This is a genomic window from Cytophaga sp. FL35, from assembly GCF_014349235.1.
In the GTDB taxonomy this organism is placed as follows: domain Bacteria; phylum Bacteroidota; class Bacteroidia; order Flavobacteriales; family Flavobacteriaceae; genus Euzebyella.
On sequence record NZ_JACSOH010000022.1, the window covers coordinates 52,982 to 71,773 of the forward strand.

18 protein-coding genes are annotated in these 18,792 nt (G+C 39.8%); 9 read left to right on the forward strand and 9 right to left on the reverse strand.

Features of this window, described 5'->3' with window-relative positions; translation table 11 throughout:
* The first annotated feature begins 84 nt into the window (after nt 1-84).
* From BIZ36_RS15930 to BIZ36_RS15940, 3 genes are all read left to right on the forward strand, one after another.
* On the forward strand, nt 85-672 hold the full coding sequence (locus BIZ36_RS15930; RefSeq protein WP_187458888.1) for a porin family protein: 588 nt from the start codon (nt 85-87) through the stop codon (nt 670-672).
* Between the two features lie 74 nt (nt 673-746).
* Nucleotides 747-1,169: a type II 3-dehydroquinate dehydratase gene (gene aroQ, locus BIZ36_RS15935; protein ID WP_187458889.1), complete on the forward strand. Its 423-nt coding sequence runs from the start codon at nt 747-749 to the stop codon at nt 1,167-1,169.
* Nucleotides 1,170-1,298: 129 nt separating this feature from the next.
* Nucleotides 1,299-1,817, forward strand: coding sequence for an outer membrane beta-barrel protein (locus tag BIZ36_RS15940; protein WP_222937431.1), 519 nt, complete (start codon nt 1,299-1,301; stop codon nt 1,815-1,817).
* A gap of 3 nt (nt 1,818-1,820) precedes the next feature.
* Here BIZ36_RS15940 and BIZ36_RS15945 read toward each other — a convergent pair whose 3' ends face one another.
* The 5 genes from BIZ36_RS15945 to BIZ36_RS15965 form a co-directional block, all read right to left on the reverse strand.
* On the reverse strand, nt 1,821-2,105 hold the full coding sequence (locus tag BIZ36_RS15945; RefSeq protein WP_187458890.1) for a DUF3817 domain-containing protein: 285 nt from the start codon (nt 2,103-2,105) through the stop codon (nt 1,821-1,823).
* Between the two features lie 51 nt (nt 2,106-2,156).
* Nucleotides 2,157-3,548, reverse strand: coding sequence for a dihydrolipoyl dehydrogenase (gene lpdA, locus BIZ36_RS15950; protein WP_187458891.1), 1,392 nt, complete (start codon nt 3,546-3,548; stop codon nt 2,157-2,159).
* Nucleotides 3,549-3,743: 195 nt separating this feature from the next.
* On the reverse strand, nt 3,744-4,271 hold the full coding sequence (locus tag BIZ36_RS15955) for a DUF1572 family protein (RefSeq protein ID WP_187458892.1): 528 nt from the start codon (nt 4,269-4,271) through the stop codon (nt 3,744-3,746).
* 9 nt (nt 4,272-4,280) lie between these two features.
* Nucleotides 4,281-4,781, reverse strand: a complete 501-nt coding sequence (gene msrB / locus BIZ36_RS15960; protein WP_222937432.1) for a peptide-methionine (R)-S-oxide reductase MsrB — start codon at nt 4,779-4,781, stop codon at nt 4,281-4,283.
* 153 nt (nt 4,782-4,934) lie between these two features.
* The gene (locus BIZ36_RS15965) at nt 4,935-5,480 is read right to left on the reverse strand and encodes a collagen-like protein (RefSeq protein WP_187458893.1); all 546 of its coding nucleotides are present in this window, start codon (nt 5,478-5,480) and stop codon (nt 4,935-4,937) included.
* A gap of 262 nt (nt 5,481-5,742) precedes the next feature.
* On the opposite strand from BIZ36_RS15965, the gene glgB reads away from it, so the two are divergent.
* From glgB to BIZ36_RS15985, 4 genes are all read left to right on the forward strand, one after another.
* Nucleotides 5,743-7,641: a 1,4-alpha-glucan branching protein GlgB gene (gene glgB, locus BIZ36_RS15970; RefSeq protein ID WP_187458894.1), complete on the forward strand. Its 1,899-nt coding sequence runs from the start codon at nt 5,743-5,745 to the stop codon at nt 7,639-7,641.
* 101 nt (nt 7,642-7,742) lie between these two features.
* Nucleotides 7,743-10,142, forward strand: a complete 2,400-nt coding sequence (locus BIZ36_RS15975) for a glycoside hydrolase family 31 protein (protein WP_187458895.1) — start codon at nt 7,743-7,745, stop codon at nt 10,140-10,142.
* A 40-nt stretch (nt 10,143-10,182) separates the two neighbouring features.
* Entirely contained in the window at nt 10,183-10,992 is an 810-nt protein-coding gene (locus tag BIZ36_RS15980) for a M48 family metallopeptidase (RefSeq protein WP_187458896.1), read from the forward strand.
* A 60-nt stretch (nt 10,993-11,052) separates the two neighbouring features.
* Nucleotides 11,053-12,381 (forward strand): MFS transporter, encoded by a 1,329-nt coding sequence (locus BIZ36_RS15985; protein ID WP_187458897.1) that lies wholly within the window; start codon nt 11,053-11,055, stop codon nt 12,379-12,381.
* A gap of 48 nt (nt 12,382-12,429) precedes the next feature.
* Here the strand turns inward: BIZ36_RS15985 and BIZ36_RS15990 are convergent, their stop codons facing one another.
* From BIZ36_RS15990 to BIZ36_RS16005, 4 genes are read right to left on the reverse strand one after another with little or no spacing between them, the layout of a single operon-like run.
* Nucleotides 12,430-13,155 (reverse strand): head GIN domain-containing protein, encoded by a 726-nt coding sequence (locus tag BIZ36_RS15990; protein WP_187458898.1) that lies wholly within the window; start codon nt 13,153-13,155, stop codon nt 12,430-12,432.
* 44 nt (nt 13,156-13,199) lie between these two features.
* Nucleotides 13,200-14,294, reverse strand: coding sequence for a hypothetical protein (locus BIZ36_RS15995; protein WP_222937433.1), 1,095 nt, complete (start codon nt 14,292-14,294; stop codon nt 13,200-13,202).
* Complete coding sequence (locus tag BIZ36_RS16000) at nt 14,272-14,832, reverse strand: hypothetical protein (RefSeq protein ID WP_187458899.1); 561 nt, start codon at nt 14,830-14,832, stop codon at nt 14,272-14,274. Before BIZ36_RS16000 ends, BIZ36_RS15995 begins: the two co-directional genes overlap by 23 nt.
* A gap of 1 nt (nt 14,833) precedes the next feature.
* Entirely contained in the window at nt 14,834-15,388 is a 555-nt protein-coding gene (locus BIZ36_RS16005) for an RNA polymerase sigma factor (protein ID WP_187458900.1), read from the reverse strand.
* A 212-nt stretch (nt 15,389-15,600) separates the two neighbouring features.
* On the opposite strand from BIZ36_RS16005, the gene lon reads away from it, so the two are divergent.
* Together lon and cmk are read left to right on the forward strand one after the other, a co-directional pair.
* Nucleotides 15,601-18,069, forward strand: coding sequence for an endopeptidase La (gene lon, locus BIZ36_RS16010; RefSeq protein WP_353616852.1), 2,469 nt, complete (start codon nt 15,601-15,603; stop codon nt 18,067-18,069).
* Nucleotides 18,069-18,764 carry a (d)CMP kinase gene (gene cmk / locus BIZ36_RS16015; RefSeq protein WP_187458901.1) on the forward strand — a complete coding sequence of 232 codons (696 nt, stop codon included), beginning with the start codon at nt 18,069-18,071 and terminating at the stop codon, nt 18,762-18,764. Before lon ends, cmk begins: the two co-directional genes overlap by 1 nt.
* The last annotated feature ends 28 nt before the right edge of the window (nt 18,765-18,792 follow it).

The following is an 18,792-nucleotide window of genomic DNA, read 5'->3' on the forward strand; positions in this document are numbered from 1 at the left end:
CTACCTTTTCAAGAACCTCATTTTATGGTTGCTACATTCCAAAGTTTTCTATATTTGAGTTAGATAACCATTAACACATTACTTATGAGAGTAAATTGCTCCCCCTGTATTTTAGTTTTTCTGTTTTTTTCAATCGCTATCAACGCCCAAACCGTTTTTCAGGGAACAGGACCCTCTGGAAGTAGTTTTGGTGATGTGAAAATTGGAGGAAAGGCGGGGTTACATGTGGCTACATGGATGGGTGAGGACGTAAGTGGTGTTTCTCAAAGACTTGGATTTTATGCAGGCGGAATTGCAGAGATTCCTATGTTTATGGATGACCTGTACTTGCAGCCAGAATTGTTGATTTCTTTGGTTGGGGCGGATATTGGCCCTTCTAATGTCAACCTTACCTATCTCACGCTGCCTTTAATGGGTAAGTTTCATATAATTGAAGAGGTAGCTGTTGAATTTGGTCCTCAGGTAGGCTTTTTGTTATCAGACAACTGGGAAGAGGACTTACAGGGCCAGGACACTAAAAAAATGGATATAGGACTTAACTTTGGAGGAGGATACCGCATGAACGAGAACATTTATTTCCAAATGCGGTTTGGATTTGGATTGGGCAAGGTGCTGGATATTACCAAGGTTAGAAACGGGGTGTTTTCAATTGGTGGCAGTTACTTTTTTTAAACCCTGTAAAGTCCGTTCCACTTTATTACGTTACTTTTGAACCTATCCTTACTCGTAGGGTAAAATCCGCATACATGAAACTGATTATTATAAATGGTCCCAATCTCAATCTGCTTGGTAAAAGGGAGCCAGAAGTTTACGGAAATAAAACATTTGAAGACTTCTTTGCAGATCTTCAGTTTAAATTCAAGACGGTTCAACTAGAATATTTCCAGTCCAATATTGAAGGGGAACTTATTGGAAAAATACAAGAAACCGGTTTTTCGTACGATGGTATTATTTTAAATGCGGCGGCTTATACGCATACTTCGGTAGGTATGGGTGATGCCGTAAAGGCCGTATCCACGCCCGTAGTGGAGGTACACATCAGTAATACGCATAAACGAGAAGAATACAGACATGTCTCCTATATATCTCCCGGAGCAAAAGGCGTTATTTTGGGCTTTGGACTTCAAAGCTATGAACTGGCCATTAAGAGTTTTTTGGAGAATGAATAGTACATCCTTGTAAGTTATTTCAATATAAAACGATTTGAAAAGCTAGGTTTTCCATCGAATTTTGCCCGTTTTGTATACTTCATTCATTATTTAAACGTTTTTCATTTCCTACTTTAAAAGAAATGTTAAATGTTAAAGCGATTTTTATTTTTGCTGATGGGCGTAACTGCCATTCATTCAGCTTCGGCACAAGAAGGATTTAAACTAGGGTTACAGGCGGGACTCCCAACAGGCGATTTCAATGAGCGAATTGGAGTGGTAGTTGGTGGTGATTTAGGCTATATGTGGGCCCCGAACAAAACCTTCGATCTTGGTATCAAAACAGGTATTATCCATGGTTTTGCCGAAGAATATAGGAAAGGAACTATTTTGGAAGATTTGCCTAGTTATCAATTTGCACCTTTGGCTGCTTCCGTTAGAATATGGCCGGGCAAAAAATTCTCTTTTGGAGGAGATGTGGGTCAGGCTTTTGGACTAAATGAAGGAAATGATGGCGGACTTTATATTAGACCTCAAGTAGGGTTTCAGGTAGGTCCCCAGTCCGAAGTTAATTTCTCCTATACTTCCATTGATGTAAATGAAGAAAAATGGTCTACCATTACGTTGGCCTACGTTTATACCTTTCTATCTGCCAGACATTTTAGGTAAACCTTAAGCTTCAGAAGTTTTTAAATAGCGACTATCCACATAAAAAGTGGCAAAAGGTAGGAGAGAGGCTACCAAAAGTATGAAGCCTTTTTTAATACTCCATTTTTTTTCGAACCAGAAAACAACGGCTAGAATTATATAGGCAATAAACAAAACACCATGGGCGTAACCAACGTATTTGTTGGGCATAGGTAAATCTGCCATGTATTTTAAGGGCATGGTTACCGCAAAAAGGGCGAGATAAGAAATACCTTCCAATATGGCCGTAAGCCTAAATAATTTGAACATAGGAAAAAAATAAAAGCCCCGAGCAAAGAATATTCGCTCGGGGCATATGTTTTATAAGTGAATTACTTCGTCATAAGCGGCAGCCACAGCCTCCATAACGGCTTCACTCATGGTAGGGTGAGGGTGTACCGCCTTTAAGATTTCGTGGCCGGTAGTTTCCAATTTTCTTGCGACTACGGCTTCAGCAATCATATCGGTAACACCGTTACCAATCATATGGCAACCTAACCATTCGCCATATTTGGCATCAAAAATAACTTTTACGAAACCATCTGCATTACCAGAAGCTTTTGCTTTGCCACTGGCCGAGAACGGAAATTTCCCAACTTTGATATCCAGGCCTTTTTCCTTGGCCTGTTTTTCTGTAAGTCCAACAGAGGCAACCTCTGGCATACAATAGGTACAGCCGGGGATATTTCCGTAATCCAACGGCTCCACATGCATACCCGCTAATTTTTCTACACAAAGGATACCTTCGGCGGAGGCAACGTGTGCCAATGCTTGGCCGGGAGTTACATCCCCAATGGCATAATAACCCGGAATATTGGTCTGGTAGTAATCATTGACCAAAATTTTATCGCGGTCAGTAGAAATACCCACATCTTCCAAACCAATATTTTCAATATTGGACTTAATTCCAACGGCAGAAAGAACAATATCCGCTTCCAATACTTCTTCTCCTTTTGCAGTTTTAACAGTAGCCTTTACACCATCTCCGGAGGTGTCAACAGAAGTAACTTCTGCAGAAGTTTTTATTTTAACTCCCGCTTTCTTAAAGCTACGCTCCAATTGCTTGGAAACTTCCTCGTCCTCTACAGGAACGATATTGGGCAAGTATTCCACTACGGTAACCTCAGTACCCATACTGTTGTAGAAATAGGCAAATTCAATACCAATGGCACCACTACCTACCACAATCATACTTTTAGGTTGTTCTTTTAGGCTCATGGCCTCACGGTAACCGATTATTTTTTTTCCATCTTGAGGAAGACTTGGAAGTTCACGGCTTCTAGCCCCGGTAGCAATGATAATATGTTCTGCGCTGTATTCGGTTTCTTTACCGGACTCGTCCTTAACCGAAACTTTTTTCTTTGGTTTAAGGGTTCCGTAACCGTTGATCACTTCAATCTTGTTTTTCTTCATCAAGAATTGAACACCTTTGCTCATGCCATCGGCAACGCCTCGGCTTCTTTTTATAACGGAATCAAAATCTTTGTCAACACCTTCCGCTTTCAGTCCGTAATCCTCCGCATGCTGTAAATACTGAAAAACCTGAGCAGATTTTAATAAGGCTTTAGTTGGTATACATCCCCAATTAAGACAAACACCCCCTAAATTTTCTTTCTCGATTATGGCTGTTTTAAAACCTAATTGGGAAGCTCTAATGGCGGTTACATATCCTCCGGGTCCACTGCCCAAAACAATTACATCGAAATTGCTCATATTTTTTTCGTTTTTGCTTTTCTAAAATTTGAAGTTCGTCCTAGTAGTAAGGAGGTGCAAAAGTAAGTAATTCTCAACAATTAAATCGGGGAGATGGACCGAGTCCGTAGAGATATAACAGAAAATTTAAACTGCTATTGGTGTTACCTATTATTTTAGGCAACAATGCGAAATAATGACCTTGTTTAGACGGGCCTAGAAACCAAATGTCTTTTTGTTGAATTCTTCTGATTTTCCCTTGGCAATGGAGGGGGAGACCCAATCCTTACCTTTTAGCATTTTACCCAAATAAATAATCTGGCCCACATGATTTGCATAATGGGCCAATTGTCTATGGATAGCTTCGATAATGGTGTGTTGTTCTGATCTTATGAAAACGGGATCCTCAAAATTTTCTCCATTTACGGAATCCAAGGCATTAAATAGACAATTCCAACCTTCTTCCCAAGCTAATAGCAATTCCTTTCTGTTCTCGTAAGGAGCTTGAAATTCATTTTCTCTATGTCGCCAGCTTTTTTCGCCGTCTTCCTTTAAAAAGTTGGTCCACCTGCTTAACATATTCCCCACCATATGTTTTACAATAAGGGCTATGCTATTGTCATGAACGCTAGGTTGCCAGCGTATTTGCTCAAACGTTAGTTGCCCCAAACTCTTTTCCCCCAATGTTTTGTAACGTTGAAATTCAAGTTTGGAACTCTTTAGAAAATTGGTTGTAAAATCCAACAGTGTTTATTATTTACTTTCAGGTACAAAATCTAAAGCAATACCATTTATACAGTGTCTTAAGCCGGTTGGCTTGGGCCCGTCCTCAAAAACATGTCCTAAATGACCACCACAGGTGGCACAATGTTCTTCGGTTCTTTTGTAGCCAATTTTATAGTCAACGTCATAGGCTACGTTGCCTTCAATTTCTTGATAAAAACTTGGCCATCCCGTACCTGATCTAAACTTTGTTTCACTTTTGAACAAAGGGGTGCCACAGCCCGCACAGACATAAGTACCTTTTTCCTTGTTTTCTAACAACTCACTTGTAAACGGATTTTCTGTGGCAGCTTTGCGCAAAACGTAAAATTCCTCCTCAGTAAGTTCCTTGCGCCATTCTTCTTCCGTTTTATTGACAGTGAATTCCTTTTTGGGGGCGTTAACTTTCTGTGCCGTTTCCTTCTTTTGGGAAACTCCGTTGCAGCTTATGAACGCAAGGGCCACTACAAATAGCATATTTTTGTACATCATAATTTCTTTTCAATTTTCTTTTGTGGATTTAGACGGAAACCAATAGCTAACCTTTCAAAAAACGTCTTTTCCTTAATTTACGGAATTCTTTGAAATAGGTTCAAAAAAATAACCCTGCCAAAAGCAGGGTGATAGTAATTGTGGGATTATAGCTTATTGTATTTTTTTAATATCCCCTTCTTGAATTCCTAGAGCGTTCATTACAGAATTAATATTGTTTTGGTCCATATCCATCGCGGTTCCTAAATCGGAAGGGATAATAACAATCCTAAAAATTTGGTTATCTGTTAAATCAGTAGGCACGGCCGATAAATCAAATTCCGGCTCTAGCAGAACGGTGTAATCACCTTGGGTAAAATCAAAGTTGTAGTAAAGAAGGCCCTCATCTGCAAAGAAAGGTTGCGGTAATTGCCTCCAAACATCGGCACCATCAACAATTTCCTCCAATCGGTACATGAGAATGACATCATCCGGTAGTAGTGTAATATCAGAAGGGTATTGGCTAAAATATTCATATCTATTTGCATCCAAGTTGGTGGCCAAGTCAACTTCAATTTCAAAAGCTGCAGCCTCAAATTGGGCACCGTCCAAACCGTCAAGTCCATCTAAACCGTCTCGACCTGGAGGTCCTGCCGGTCCTTCGCATGCCACTATAACCAATGCCAAAAAGGCACCTATAACTAAGTTGAATTTTTTCATTGTATTGGATTTTTATGTTGAATAATGTGCTTGATTCAAAAAGTGTTCCAAATAAGTTGAATACTAAGGAATAATTAATTTTTCTCGTGAATTTGATTAATTGTAACTCAATGAACCGCTAAATATTAAAAATATCTACTTAATTACTATCTTATGAAAAATCTAATTTGGCAATTAGCTTAAAGGAATTGGAAACTTAGCTCAATTGTTTTTAATAAAGTTATGTAGATTTACCCTAATCATTAAACAATACCGGAATACTATGCCGCATGTAACCGTTTTTAGTCTTTTTTCAGATTTTGATATTGATTTGTTCAAATCTGGAAAGCATTACCGCCTTTATGAAAAATTGGGATCGCACCCTATGGAGTTAAATGGAGTCAAAGGAACCTATTTTGCCGTGTGGGCCCCTTCGGCTAGGTCTGTGTCCGTGATCGGGAATTTTAATGGTTGGGATGATAACCAACATTTGCTGAATGTTAGGTGGGATTCCAGTGGTATTTGGGAAGGTTTTGTACCCGAAGTAGGTGTAGGCGAAATCTATAAATACAAAATATACAGTAACAATCATGGAGCTGTTACCGAAAAGGCAGATCCTTTTTCAAGATATAGTGAGCAGCCTCCTAAAACTGCTTCTGTTATTTGGAAAAAAGAATATAACTGGGGCGATAAGGACTGGATGGAAAACAGAAAATCCAAAAATTCCTTGGATACGCCTTATTCCGTATACGAGGTACATCTAGGCTCTTGGAAAAAAAATGATCAAGGAGAGTTCCTTACCTACGAGGAACTGTCAAGAGATTTGGTAAGCTATGTCAAGGAAATGGGCTTTACACATGTAGAATTTATGCCCATAATGGAATATCCGTACGATCCTTCATGGGGGTATCAGTTAACAGGTTATTTTGCTCCCACCTCCCGTTTTGGAGATCCAGAAGGCTTTAAGCTTTTGGTAGACAAATTTCATCAAGCAGGTATTGGTGTTATTTTGGACTGGGTACCGTCACATTTTCCGGAAGATGCGCACGGTCTAGGCTTCTTTGATGGTTCCCATTTATATGAACACCCAGATAGAAGAAGGGGCTATCACCCAGATTGGAAAAGTTTAATTTTTAATTATGGAAGAAACGAAGTTCGTGCTTTTTTGATCAGTAATGCGCTGTTCTGGTTGGATCAGTACCATGCAGACGGTCTGCGTGTAGATGCTGTTGCAAGTATGCTTTATTTGGACTATTCCAGGGAAGAGGGAGAATGGGAACCCAATATGTACGGTAACAATGAAAATTTGGAAGCGCTTTCCTTTATTAGGGAGTTTAATGAAACCGTATATGGCAATTATCCGGATGTACAGACCATTGCAGAGGAATCAACCGCCTTTTCCGGGGTTTCCAAACCTGTAATGTATGGCGGACTCGGTTTTGGAATGAAGTGGATGATGGGGTGGATGCATGATACTTTGGAATATTTTAAAAAGGAACCCGTTTACAGAAAACACCATCAAAACGACCTTACTTTTAGTATGACCTATGCTTTTACCGAGAACTTTATGTTGCCTTTTTCACATGACGAAGTGGTGTACGGTAAAAATTCCTTGGTTTATAGAATGCCCGGTGATGAATGGCAGCGTTTTGCAAATCTTAGGCTCATGTTTGGTTATATGTTTACCCACCCGGGTACCAACCTTATTTTTATGGGAGGTGAATTTGGCCAGACCAATGAATGGAATTTTCAAACAAGCTTGGAATGGCACCTTACCCAATATGAAGTACATTCCGGAATTCAGGAGCTGATCAAGAATTTAAATACTATTTATAAAGAGCAGCCGGCACTGTTTGAAAAACAGTTTAGTCCCGATGGTTTTCAATGGATTGATTACGGTGATCACGAAAATTCTGTGCTTACATACATCCGCAGAGGCCATGATACCAAGGATGATATTTATATTGCTTGCAACTTTACGCCGGTCCCTAGGGAAAATTATAGGGTTGGGGTAGTAAAAAAGTCAGGGAAATTCAAGGAAATTTTAAATAGTGATGACAAAAAATATGGTGGCTCTGGGATGCAAAGTAATATCTCCTCTATTAAGAAAAAACCTTGGCATGGTAGGGAGCAGTCCATAGAAATGAATATTCCGCCCTTAAGTATTGTTGTATTTAAATAAATAGTATCGGGATACAACGTTTTAGTTGTTGATCAAGATATAATTCATTTTATAAATAGGCAGCAAAGTCTTTTTTTTGTAGGGCTTATAAAAGAATCCACATGATAACTAATACAGAATTAGAATATAAGGGAAATCTTTACCCTGATCAGATTGTAGATTATATACGGGATAAGGACAAGTTTTACTTCACTACCGATAACGGTGTTATTCTGGAGATAACGGTTATTCAGGATAGGACAATTAGATTTAGGTACGCTACTGAAAACAACTTTCAGCCGGATTTTTCATATGCTATTGATCCAGATGCCAAACGTGGGTATAACCATATTCAGGTTTTGGAGACCGAAACGGAATACATTATAGAAACTGCCAAGCTTCAAATTCTGGTAGATAAAAAAACGTTAAGGAAGCAAATATCCGATTTAAACGGAACCATTATTAATGAGGATGAGCTTGGTTTTCATTGGGAAGAAAACTATGAATACGGCGGTAATACCGTTAAAATGAGTAAAATGACCCAGCCAACAGAAAGTTTCTATGGCATGGGTGATAAGGCGAGCCATAGTAATCTCAAAGGAAAACGGGTAAATAACTGGGTCATGGATCAATATGCCTTTGGGAAAGATCAGGACCCACTTTATAAGGCAATACCTTTTTATGTGGGTCTGCATAGTGGACAAGCATACGGAATATTCTTTGATAATAGTTTTAGAACCCAATTTGATTTTGCCCACGAGAGAAGGAATACCACGAGCTTTTGGGCAGATGGTGGTGAAATGAACTATTATTTTTTCTATGGACCTGAAATGTTCAAGGTTGTTAGAGCCTATTCCAACATCACAGGCGTTCCAGAATTGCCACCACTTTGGGCTTTGGGTTACCATCAATCCAAATGGAGTTACTTTCCGGAAAGTAATGTCAAAGACATAGCAAAACAGTTTAGAGACTTAAAAATTCCTTGTGATGCCATTTATTTGGACATCGATTATATGGATGGATTTAGGTGCTTTACTTGGGATAAAAATAGATTTCCTGATCCCAAAAAAATGATCAATGACCTTAAGAAAGACGGCTTTAAAACCGTTGCTATGATCGATCCGGGTATCAAAATCGATAAGGATTATTGGGTATACCAAGAGGCCATGGAAAATGACTATTTCTGTAAAAGGGCAGATGGTCCATATATGAAGGGAAAGGTTTGGCCGGGTGAATGTCACTTTCCAGACTTCACCAATCCAGAAGTTAGGGAATGGTGGGCAGAACTTTACAAGGAATTCATGACTGAAATTGGGGTACACGCCGTCTGGAATGATATGAACGAGCCTGCGGTAATGGAAGTCCCTACCAAAACGGCACCTTTGGATACCCGTCATGACTATGATGGCCATCCCTGCAGTCATAGAAAGGCCCATAATGTCTATGGTATGCAAATGGTAAGGGCTACCTACGATGGAGTTAAGAAGTATGTTTATCCTAAAAGACCCATGGTAATAACCCGAGCCGCTTTTGCAGGAACGCAGCGTTTTTCCTCTACCTGGACAGGAGACAACGTAGCTACTTGGGAGCACCTTTGGATAGCCAACGTACAGGTACAGCGCATGTGTATGAGCGGTTACTCTTTTGTAGGTTCTGATATAGGGGGATTTGCTGAGCAACCCAGTGGTGAATTATTTGCCAGATGGGTTCAACTAGGAGTTTTTCATCCCTTCTGTAGGGTTCACTCCAGTGGGGATCATGGAGATCAGGAACCTTGGTCTTTTGGAACAGAGATAACAAACATTGTTAGAAAGTTTATTGAGCTGCGCTATCAATTATTGCCCTACCTCTATACCATGTTTTGGCGATACTCTAAGGAAGGAAAACCCATTATACAACCCATCGTATGTTTTGATCAAGAAGATATGCAAACCCATTTTAGAACAGATGAGTTTATTTTTGGGGAGCAGATTTTGGTTTGTCCGGTTCAAGAACCCAATGCACAAGGGAGACGGATGTACATACCTAGAGGTAATTGGTACAATTATTGGAATGATGAGATTGTTGAAGGAGGAAAGGAAAAATGGGTGGCTGCAGAATTGGACAGCATTCCTTTATTTGTAAAGGAAGGGGCTATTGTTCCAAAATATCCCGTTCAACAGTATGTGGGGGAATTGGAGATTGAACAACTGGTTTTGGAAGTCTATTTTAAAATAGGGGATGAGACTTCTACCATTTATGAGGATGCCAATGATGGCTACGATTATGAAAATGGTAAGTACAGTCTACGCAACTTTAAATTGTTGGGTAAGAAAAAGGAGTTGACCATCCAGCAATTTAAGGATGGAGGCTATGTTACCACCTATGAGACATTTAAAATAATCCTACATGGACTTCCGTTTGAAGTTGGTTGTATTGAAGTGGATAATGAAGAAATCAATCTAGAGGAGATATGGTCCGCGGAAGACGGCAGTATTCAAGTGAGCAAAGAATTTACGCAATTACGAATAACGGAAAGTTGATATTTAGGTTACTTTACAATTGTTAATAAACACCACCAATATGAGAAAATTAGTTTTAGCGTTCGCTGTATTTTTAGGAGTGGCAGCTTGTAAGACCAATCCGTTCACAGGTAAAAAGGTACTCAATTTTTACCCTAACAGCCAGATATTTCCCATGGCATTTGCCCAGTATGATCAATTTTTAACGGAGAATAATGTGATTGAAAATTCTTCCGAAGCAAAAATGATCACCAAAGTAGGGCAGCGTATTTCGTCTGCTGCGGAAAGATGGTTAACCGCCAACGGCTATGCAGGTTATTTAAAGGATTATAAATGGGAATACAATTTGGTAAAGGATGAAACCGTAAATGCTTGGTGTATGCCAGGGGGTAAAATTGTGTTTTACACCGGGATTTTGCCTATAACCCAAAATGAGACAGGTGTAGCCGTAGTAATGGGTCACGAGGTTGCACATGCATTGGCAGATCATGGAGCTCAGCGTATGAGTGCCGGTACGTTACAGCAACTTGGGGCCGTTGCGGGTAATGTCGCCATTCAAGACCCTCAGAAAAGAAATATATTTAATCAAGCCTATGGCGTTGGTTCCCAGGTAGGGGTGATGCTGCCGTTTAGTAGAAGCCACGAAACCGAAGCTGATAGAATAGGACTTCAGATTATGGCCATTGCGGGTTACAATCCTGATGAGGCCGCTGAACTTTGGAAAAGAATGAAAGCCAACAGTGGTGGTCAAGCCCCGCCGGAGTTCATGAGTACGCACCCTTCCAATGATACGCGAATTGCCAATTTAACGCAGTGGGCGCCATTGGCAAGAGCAGAGGCCAAAAAATTTGGAGTCACCTCTTTTGAGTGATTGCATTGAATACTGTATATTTAAAACCGTTCCCCTTAGGAACGGTTTTTTTATGTAATTATGGGAAAAACAATAGCTGCCAAAGGCAGTAAAAAACTACTCAATGCCTGGGCGTTTTATGACTGGGCCAACTCCGTTTACAACTTAGTAATTTCATCTGCTGTCTTTCCCATATTTTACGGGGCTTTGACCTTGGTGAAGGATGCGGACGGTAAGGTCATAAGTGACCGCGTTCAATTTTTGGGAACCGACTTCAACAATGATACCCTTATTAGTTATGTAACGGCCGCGGCATTTTTGGTTGTTTCTTTTTTGAGTCCTCTACTTTCCGGAATTGCCGATTATGTGGGGAACAAGAAAGTCTTTATGAAATTCTTTTGCTACCTGGGAGCTATTTCTTGCATAGGGCTGTTTTGGTTTAATATGGATTTTCTATGGTTTGGGCTCCTATGTTATTTTTTGGCGTTGATAGGGTTTTGGGGAAGTATCGTTTTCTATAATTCCTACCTCCCGGATATCGCTTTTCCCGAGCAACAGGATTCCATCAGTGCAAAAGGCTACTCGCTCGGTTATATAGGCAGTGTCATTTTACTTGTTATTTGCTTGGTGATGATTTTGGGCTATGAAACCTTTGGTTTTGAAGATGAAGGACTGCCCACTAGACTCTCCTTTATCCTAACGGGACTGTGGTGGATAGGTTTTAGCCAATACACTTATTATCACCTTCCAAAAGGGAACAAGAAAGAGTCCTTTACAAAAGACCTATTGTTCAATGGTTTTAGGGAGCTAAAGTCCATTTGGCAAAAAATTAAGCTTAATGTACCTCTTAAAAGATATTTAGGGGCATTTTTCGTTTATAGTATGGCCGTGCAGACCATAATGCTGATTGCAACGTATTTTGGGATTGAAGAATTGGATTGGGGTGAAACCAACTCTACTACTGGACTTATTGTAAGTATTTTATTGATTCAGATTGTGGCCATTCTAGGGGCTTATTTGACCTCTAGGGCCTCCGGAAAATTTGGGAACATTAAAACTTTGATGGTGCTCAATTTCATTTGGATAGTTATCTGCACTTTCGCCTACTTCATTACCACACCTATGGAGTTTTATATCACGGCTGCTGTTGTTGGTCTAGTGATGGGCGGAATACAGGCGTTGTCTCGATCAACCTATTCAAAGCTTTTACCGGATGATGCCATAGACACTACCTCTTATTTCAGCTTTTATGATGTATCTGAGAAAATTGGTATTGTAATTGGAATGGCCTGTTACGGCTATGTAGCACAAGTGACGGGAAGTATTCGTGGGTCCATCATTTTCTTCGGGATTTTCTTTTTGGTCGGTTTATTGTTGTTAACAAGGGTAAATAAAAAAGCCTCTAATTAAAGAGGCTTGTTGGTTGACTGATTTTCGCTTTTTGATGTAATTGTTTTTTTAGGCTTTGGTGATATCACCCGATCCAGAGGTTTTTGTATCAATTTTCTTTGGATTTCCCTTATAGCTGATATCTCCAGATCCGGAAACCCTAGCTTTTAAAGATTCATTTACCGTAATCTTGATGTCTGCGGAACCTGAAATAGTGGCTTCCACGTGATCAGCCTCTAGGTCATAGGCCTTTATGTCGCCTGAACCGGAGATAGTGGCATCAAAATCGCCCGTTCTGCCGCTTAAAACGATGTCCCCTGAACCGGACATGGACGCAGAAATAGACTCGGCTTGAATATCAAGGCTAATATCACCGGAGCCGCTCATACTGGTCTTAAAATTTGATGTTTTAATGGTTGTTTTACCTACAATGTCGCCTGATCCGGAAAGCGCAATGGCATCTATACTTTCCACGGGAACAATAACGGTAATCCCACCACTCATTTTAGAAGGTTTAAGGCTATATCCTTTTTCTACTTTTATAGATAACTTACCATTGGATACGTTGGTAACGACATGTTCCAGAAGATTGGATTCTCCTCTGAGTTCTAATTTTCCTTCTTCCCCGTCTACCAGTTCAACATCAAACCAACCGGAAACGCCTAGAGATGCATAATCTTCAACACTTCTGTTTTCAGTGGTCATAGAACCGTTTCCCTTTACGGTTTTTCCCCATTGTGAATGAAGGGAAATGCTTAGCAAGGTAAATAATAAGAATGCAATTGTTTTTTTCATGATGTGGTGTTTTGTTCCGTTTTTAAAGGATGATTGTTTTAAAATTAGTTTTTATATAAAGTTACCCCTCCATATGAACTTGTAATGGAAACCGTGTTTGAGGTGTTTGGATTACCATTGTGGCCCTTGTAATAGTTTCTGCTGTTTTTTTCTTCACTTATCATAATTTCCAACTCATCTTTTCCCTTTACCCCGGCATAGGAAGTTTTGATTTCAAAATTAAAATGATAGTTAGGGTCATAACCTATTTTTAGGCTTGTATAATCGCTATTAAGTATCATGTTACCGGCATCGGCGGCCATCCTTTCTATTTTTAATGTACCATAATCTGCAGAAATATCAACATTGCCATGTAGGGTGCCCAATTGAACGTTTATATAATCTCCACGGCCGTAAATATTATGGGCCTCTTCAACTTCAATCTTTCCGTAATCACTATTATATTCAAGGTTTTTCATACTCCCAATGGCAGAATTGGTATAATCTGCATTAATCACTAAATCCCCCGCTTTATCAATTTTAAATCCAGAATAATCTGCGGAAATCTTACCACTATTCATGTACTCAATACTGGAGTTAGAAGTGTAATCAAAACTTAACTGATTGTTTCTGCCACGTAGCTCGCCTATATCCAGTCTGCCGTAATCACAACTGATTTTAGCGTGCCCATCTACACGGTCTATGATAATGCCACCGTAGTCATTATCGAGATTGATATTTGCCTTTACCGGCAGTTTGATGGTGTAATTTACCTGCATGTTAACATTATTGCTTTTTCCCCAACTCCATCCCCAGCTGCTATTGTTGTTGTTGAAATTCGTTCGGGCCGAAACCTCTTGGGGCGAATTTTCAAAATCTACGGTAATCTCTTTTAGTCTCTGGGCAACTTTTTCCTCATTGTTGCCATTGGTCTTGATATGGACCTCGATCACCATTCGGTTTTCGTTCCAAGAAACCAAGTTGAGGTTACCATAACTGTTGTTCACTTTTAAAAGGGCATCCGCATTTACATTGAACTCCTTTTTAATGGTTTTTTCCTTCGTGTACTTGCCTTTGAATTTTCCGTTATGGGTCAACCCTAAAAAAGGCAACAGTAATAAGAGGAATGTCAATTTTTTAGATAGTGCTAATTTCATCATCGTTATTTTCTGTTTTTTTAATGCTTTCAATTCTTGCAAGGACATCTTGCAATAAATCTATTCTTGTTTGAAAGTTGGTGATCATGGCGCTAAGGATCATTTTGCTGTTCCCGCCGTTGATTAAATCTTGCTCGAGACCTTTATAATCTTGCTCTAACTTATTAAGTTGGTTCATGGCGTCATCAACCAATTGTTTGGTTTCTGGGGAACTCGCAGTTTTTAACTCGGTTACCTGTTGTTCGATTAAATTGGCAAAATAGAATTCCGTTTTTGAAACTTCGGGCGCAATTTCCGCTACCTGTTCATCCAATGAGCTATTGTCAGGATAAATCAAAAAGGTAAGGACGCCAATCAATAAGAAAGAAGCGGCTATACTTAGTGGCTTCCACCAAGTAGCCTTTCTGATCTTTACTGGAATAGTTCCTTGTTGTGAATTCAGTTTTTCCAAAAATCTATCTTGATGCTTTTTAGAAGGATTCTCTATGTCAAATTCTCCTTGTAGATTTTTAAATAGTATGTCTAGTTCGTCTTTTTCCATATCAAACACAGATCAATTTTTTTCTTAGACTTTCCTTTGCTCTTGAAATAGTAGTTCTGCAATTGGCATAGCTAATGTTCAAGATTTCGCTTATTTCTTCATAATCATACCCTTCAATAAGATGTAGGGTTAAAGAAACACGATAATTGTCCTTTAGTCCTTTCATGGTTTCCATCACTTTTTGAGCCTTCAGTTCCGTTATTCCATGAGAATCAAAGGCAACATCATTGCTGTCTTCAACCCTGTACAATACATCTTCAAGTGCAACCTCTTTCTTTTTTTGTTGCTTTTTGTAATGGTAAATACTGTTGTTGATTACAATGCGCTTTAGCCAAGCCCCAAATGCTACCTCCCCCTTAAATGTTTGCAGTTTCGTAAACGCGTTCAAAAACGATTCTTGCATAATATCTTCGGCTTCGTCACTTTGTTTCACTATTCGCAAAGCAGTATTGTACATAGCTTTGTAATAGCGGTTGTACACTTCTAACTGTGCACTTTGCTTGCCTTGAAGGCATCCTTGTAATAAATCATCAATATGTTCCTTTTTGTGGCTCAAAAAGTGGATGTTTGCTTTATAGATGAAACAAGTTATGCATTGTTACAGTTTGATTGAATAAATTTTTGTTTCCGAATAAAATATGTGGCACAACAATTGACCTTAGGCAGGTGCAATAAAGCCCCCGTTTATGCGAAATGTTATCTACACAGGGCTTTTCAAGGATTAGGAACAATTGAATGAATTAGGATTTCTGTTCAGGTAATGACAGAATGACTGGAAATGATATTATGGGAGATTCTAAATTTTCAAATTTTGACAATATGTCGCTTCACGGTATAGATGAAGACGCAGAGTTAATACCACTTTTGACACCCGAAGATGAGGAGGAAATGAACAATGAGGTATTACCGGAAACCTTACCTATTCTGCCTTTAAAGAATACGGTACTTTTTCCTGGTGTTGTTATCCCAATTACAGCGGGTAGGGACACTTCAATCAATTTGATAAAGGATGCCAACAATGGTTCAAAAGTGATTGGGGTAGTTGCCCAAAAAGACGAGGCGACCGAAAATCCGAAACCCTCGGATATAAACGTTTTAGGTACGGTAGCTAGAATTCTTAGGGTCTTAAAAATGCCCGACGGTAATACTACTGTAATCCTTCAAGGTAAAAAGCGCTTTGAAATAGCCGAAGTTCTTACCGAGAAGCCTTACATGACGGCTACGGTAAGGGAGGTTACTGAGGATAGGGAAGATCAACACAGTCAGGAATTTTTGGCCATTATTGAATCCATTAAGGAATTGGCCTTAAAGATAATCAGGGATAACCCAAATATACCAAGTGAGGCCTCTTTTGCCATTAAAAACATTCAGAGCAACTCTTTTCTAATCAATTTTGTATCCTCCAATCTTAATTTAGATGTCAAGGAGAAGCAGGAATTATTGGAAATAGGAAGTTTGAGGGAAAGAGCTCTTGCTACATTAAAATACATGAACCTTGAGCTTCAAAAACTGGAGCTCAAAAATGATATTCAGACCAAGGTTCGTAATGATTTGGACCAGCAGCAACGCGAGTATTTCCTTCATCAGCAGATGAAAACCATTCAAGAAGAATTGGGTGGAGTTTCACACGATGATGAGTTGTTGGAAATGCGTGAAAAGGCCAAGAAAAAGAAATGGAGCAAAAAAGTAGGTGAACACTTTGAGAAGGAACTTGCCAAAATGCAGCGCATGAATCCGCAGGTGGCCGAATATTCCATTCAAAGAAATTACCTTGATTTGTTCCTTGATTTGCCTTGGAACGAATTTTCCAAGGATAAGTTCGATTTAAAACGTGCGCAAAAAATATTGGACCGTGACCACTATGGGCTGGAAGACGTTAAGAAACGAATCATAGAATACTTGGCCGTTCTGAAGTTGAGGAACGATATGAAGTCTCCTATACTTTGCTTATACGGGCCTCCTGGGGTTGGTAAAACCTCCTTGGGTAAATCCGTTGCGGAGGCTTTGGGCAGGGAGTATGTTCGCATGTCACTTGGTGGTTTACGGGATGAAGCTGAAATAAGGGGCCATAGAAAGACCTATATTGGTGCTATGCCCGGAAGAATCGTTCAGAGTCTAAAAAAAGCAGGTACTTCCAATCCTGTATTTATCTTGGATGAGATTGACAAGCTTTCAAGTAGTCATCAAGGAGACCCATCTTCGGCTATGTTAGAGGTTTTAGACCCAGAACAAAACGGAGAGTTCTATGATAATTTCTTGGAAATGGGCTATGACCTTTCTAAAGTAATGTTCATTGCCACCGCCAATAATTTGAGTACGATCCAGCCGGCTCTAAGGGACCGAATGGAAATCATTAATGTGACGGGCTATACGATTGAAGAGAAGGTAGAAATCGCCAAACGACACTTACTTCCTAAACAATTAAAAGAGCACGGACTTTCATCAAAGGATTTGAAAATTGGAAAACCCCAATTGGAAAAAATCGTTGAAGGGTATACTCGGGAATCCGGGGTGCGTAGTTTGGAAAAGCAAATTGCTAAAATGGTCCGTTATGCCGCCACCAACATCGCCACGGAAGAGGAATACGATATTAAGGTTTCCAATGATATTGTCGAAAAAGTATTGGGTCCTGCACGATTGGAAAGGGATAAATACGAAAACAACGATGTTGCCGGTGTAGTAACCGGTCTGGCATGGACCAGTGTTGGAGGTGATATTTTGTTTATTGAATCCATCTTATCCAAAGGTAAAGGCGGATTGAATATTACCGGAAATCTGGGCAAGGTTATGAAGGAATCGGCTACCATCGCCTTGGAATATATAAAGTCGAATGCAGATAGGTTCGGTATTGATTTTGGGGTTTTTGAGAAATACAATGTTCACATCCACGTTCCCGAAGGGGCAACCCCTAAAGACGGACCAAGCGCCGGTATTACTATGTTGACTTCCTTGGTTTCTTTGTTCACTCAAAAGAAGGTAAAGAAAAGCATTGCCATGACAGGCGAAATAACCCTTAGGGGAAAGGTGCTTCCAGTAGGGGGTATTAAAGAAAAAATATTGGCAGCTAAAAGAGCAAGAATCAAGGAGATTATCCTTTGTAAGGATAATGAAAAGGACATTCTAGAAATTAAAAAAGAGTATCTTAAGGGTCTTAAATTTCACTATGTGACTGATATGCATGAGGTAATTGATATTGCTATCACCGCACAGAAAGTGAAGAACGCCAAAACGCTCTAATGCAAAAAATCGCCATAGCCATAGACGGTTATTCATCCACTGGAAAAAGTACGCTCGCCAAGCAATTGGCCAAAGCCTTGAATTACAAATACATCGATACGGGTGCGATGTACAGGGCCGTAACCCTGTTTGCCATGCAAAATGGCTTTATTTCTGATGAAAAGGAGGATTTAGGGGCTTTGGTGAAATTACTACCGTCCATAAAGTTGAATTTTGTTCCTAATGAGGAATTAGGTTTTTCGGAAATCTACTTGAATGGCGAGAACGTGGAAAAGGAAATCCGAACGCTTCAGGTATCCAGATTTGTAAGTAGGGTGGCAGAAGTGGAGCAAGTACGCCACAAGCTAGTTGAAATGCAGAAGGCTTTGGGCAGGGAAAAAGGTATTGTAATGGACGGTAGGGACATAGGTACCGTTGTTTTTCCGGATGCGGAACTAAAGGTTTTCATGACCGCTTCTCCCCAAGCTCGTGCTACGCGAAGGTATAAGGAGTTGTTGGATAGGGGAGACCGAGTGAGTTATGAAGAGGTATTGGAGAATGTTCAGAAACGGGATTTTATCGACTCGAACCGTGAATTTTCGCCTTTAAGAAAAGCGGAGGATGCCATAGAGTTTGATAACAGTGATATGGGTTTGGTGGAACAATTTGAACGTTTGCATAGCATTGCACTTAGATGCATGGAAAAAGTACAATAAAAAAAGGTCTTCAATTGAAGACCTTTTT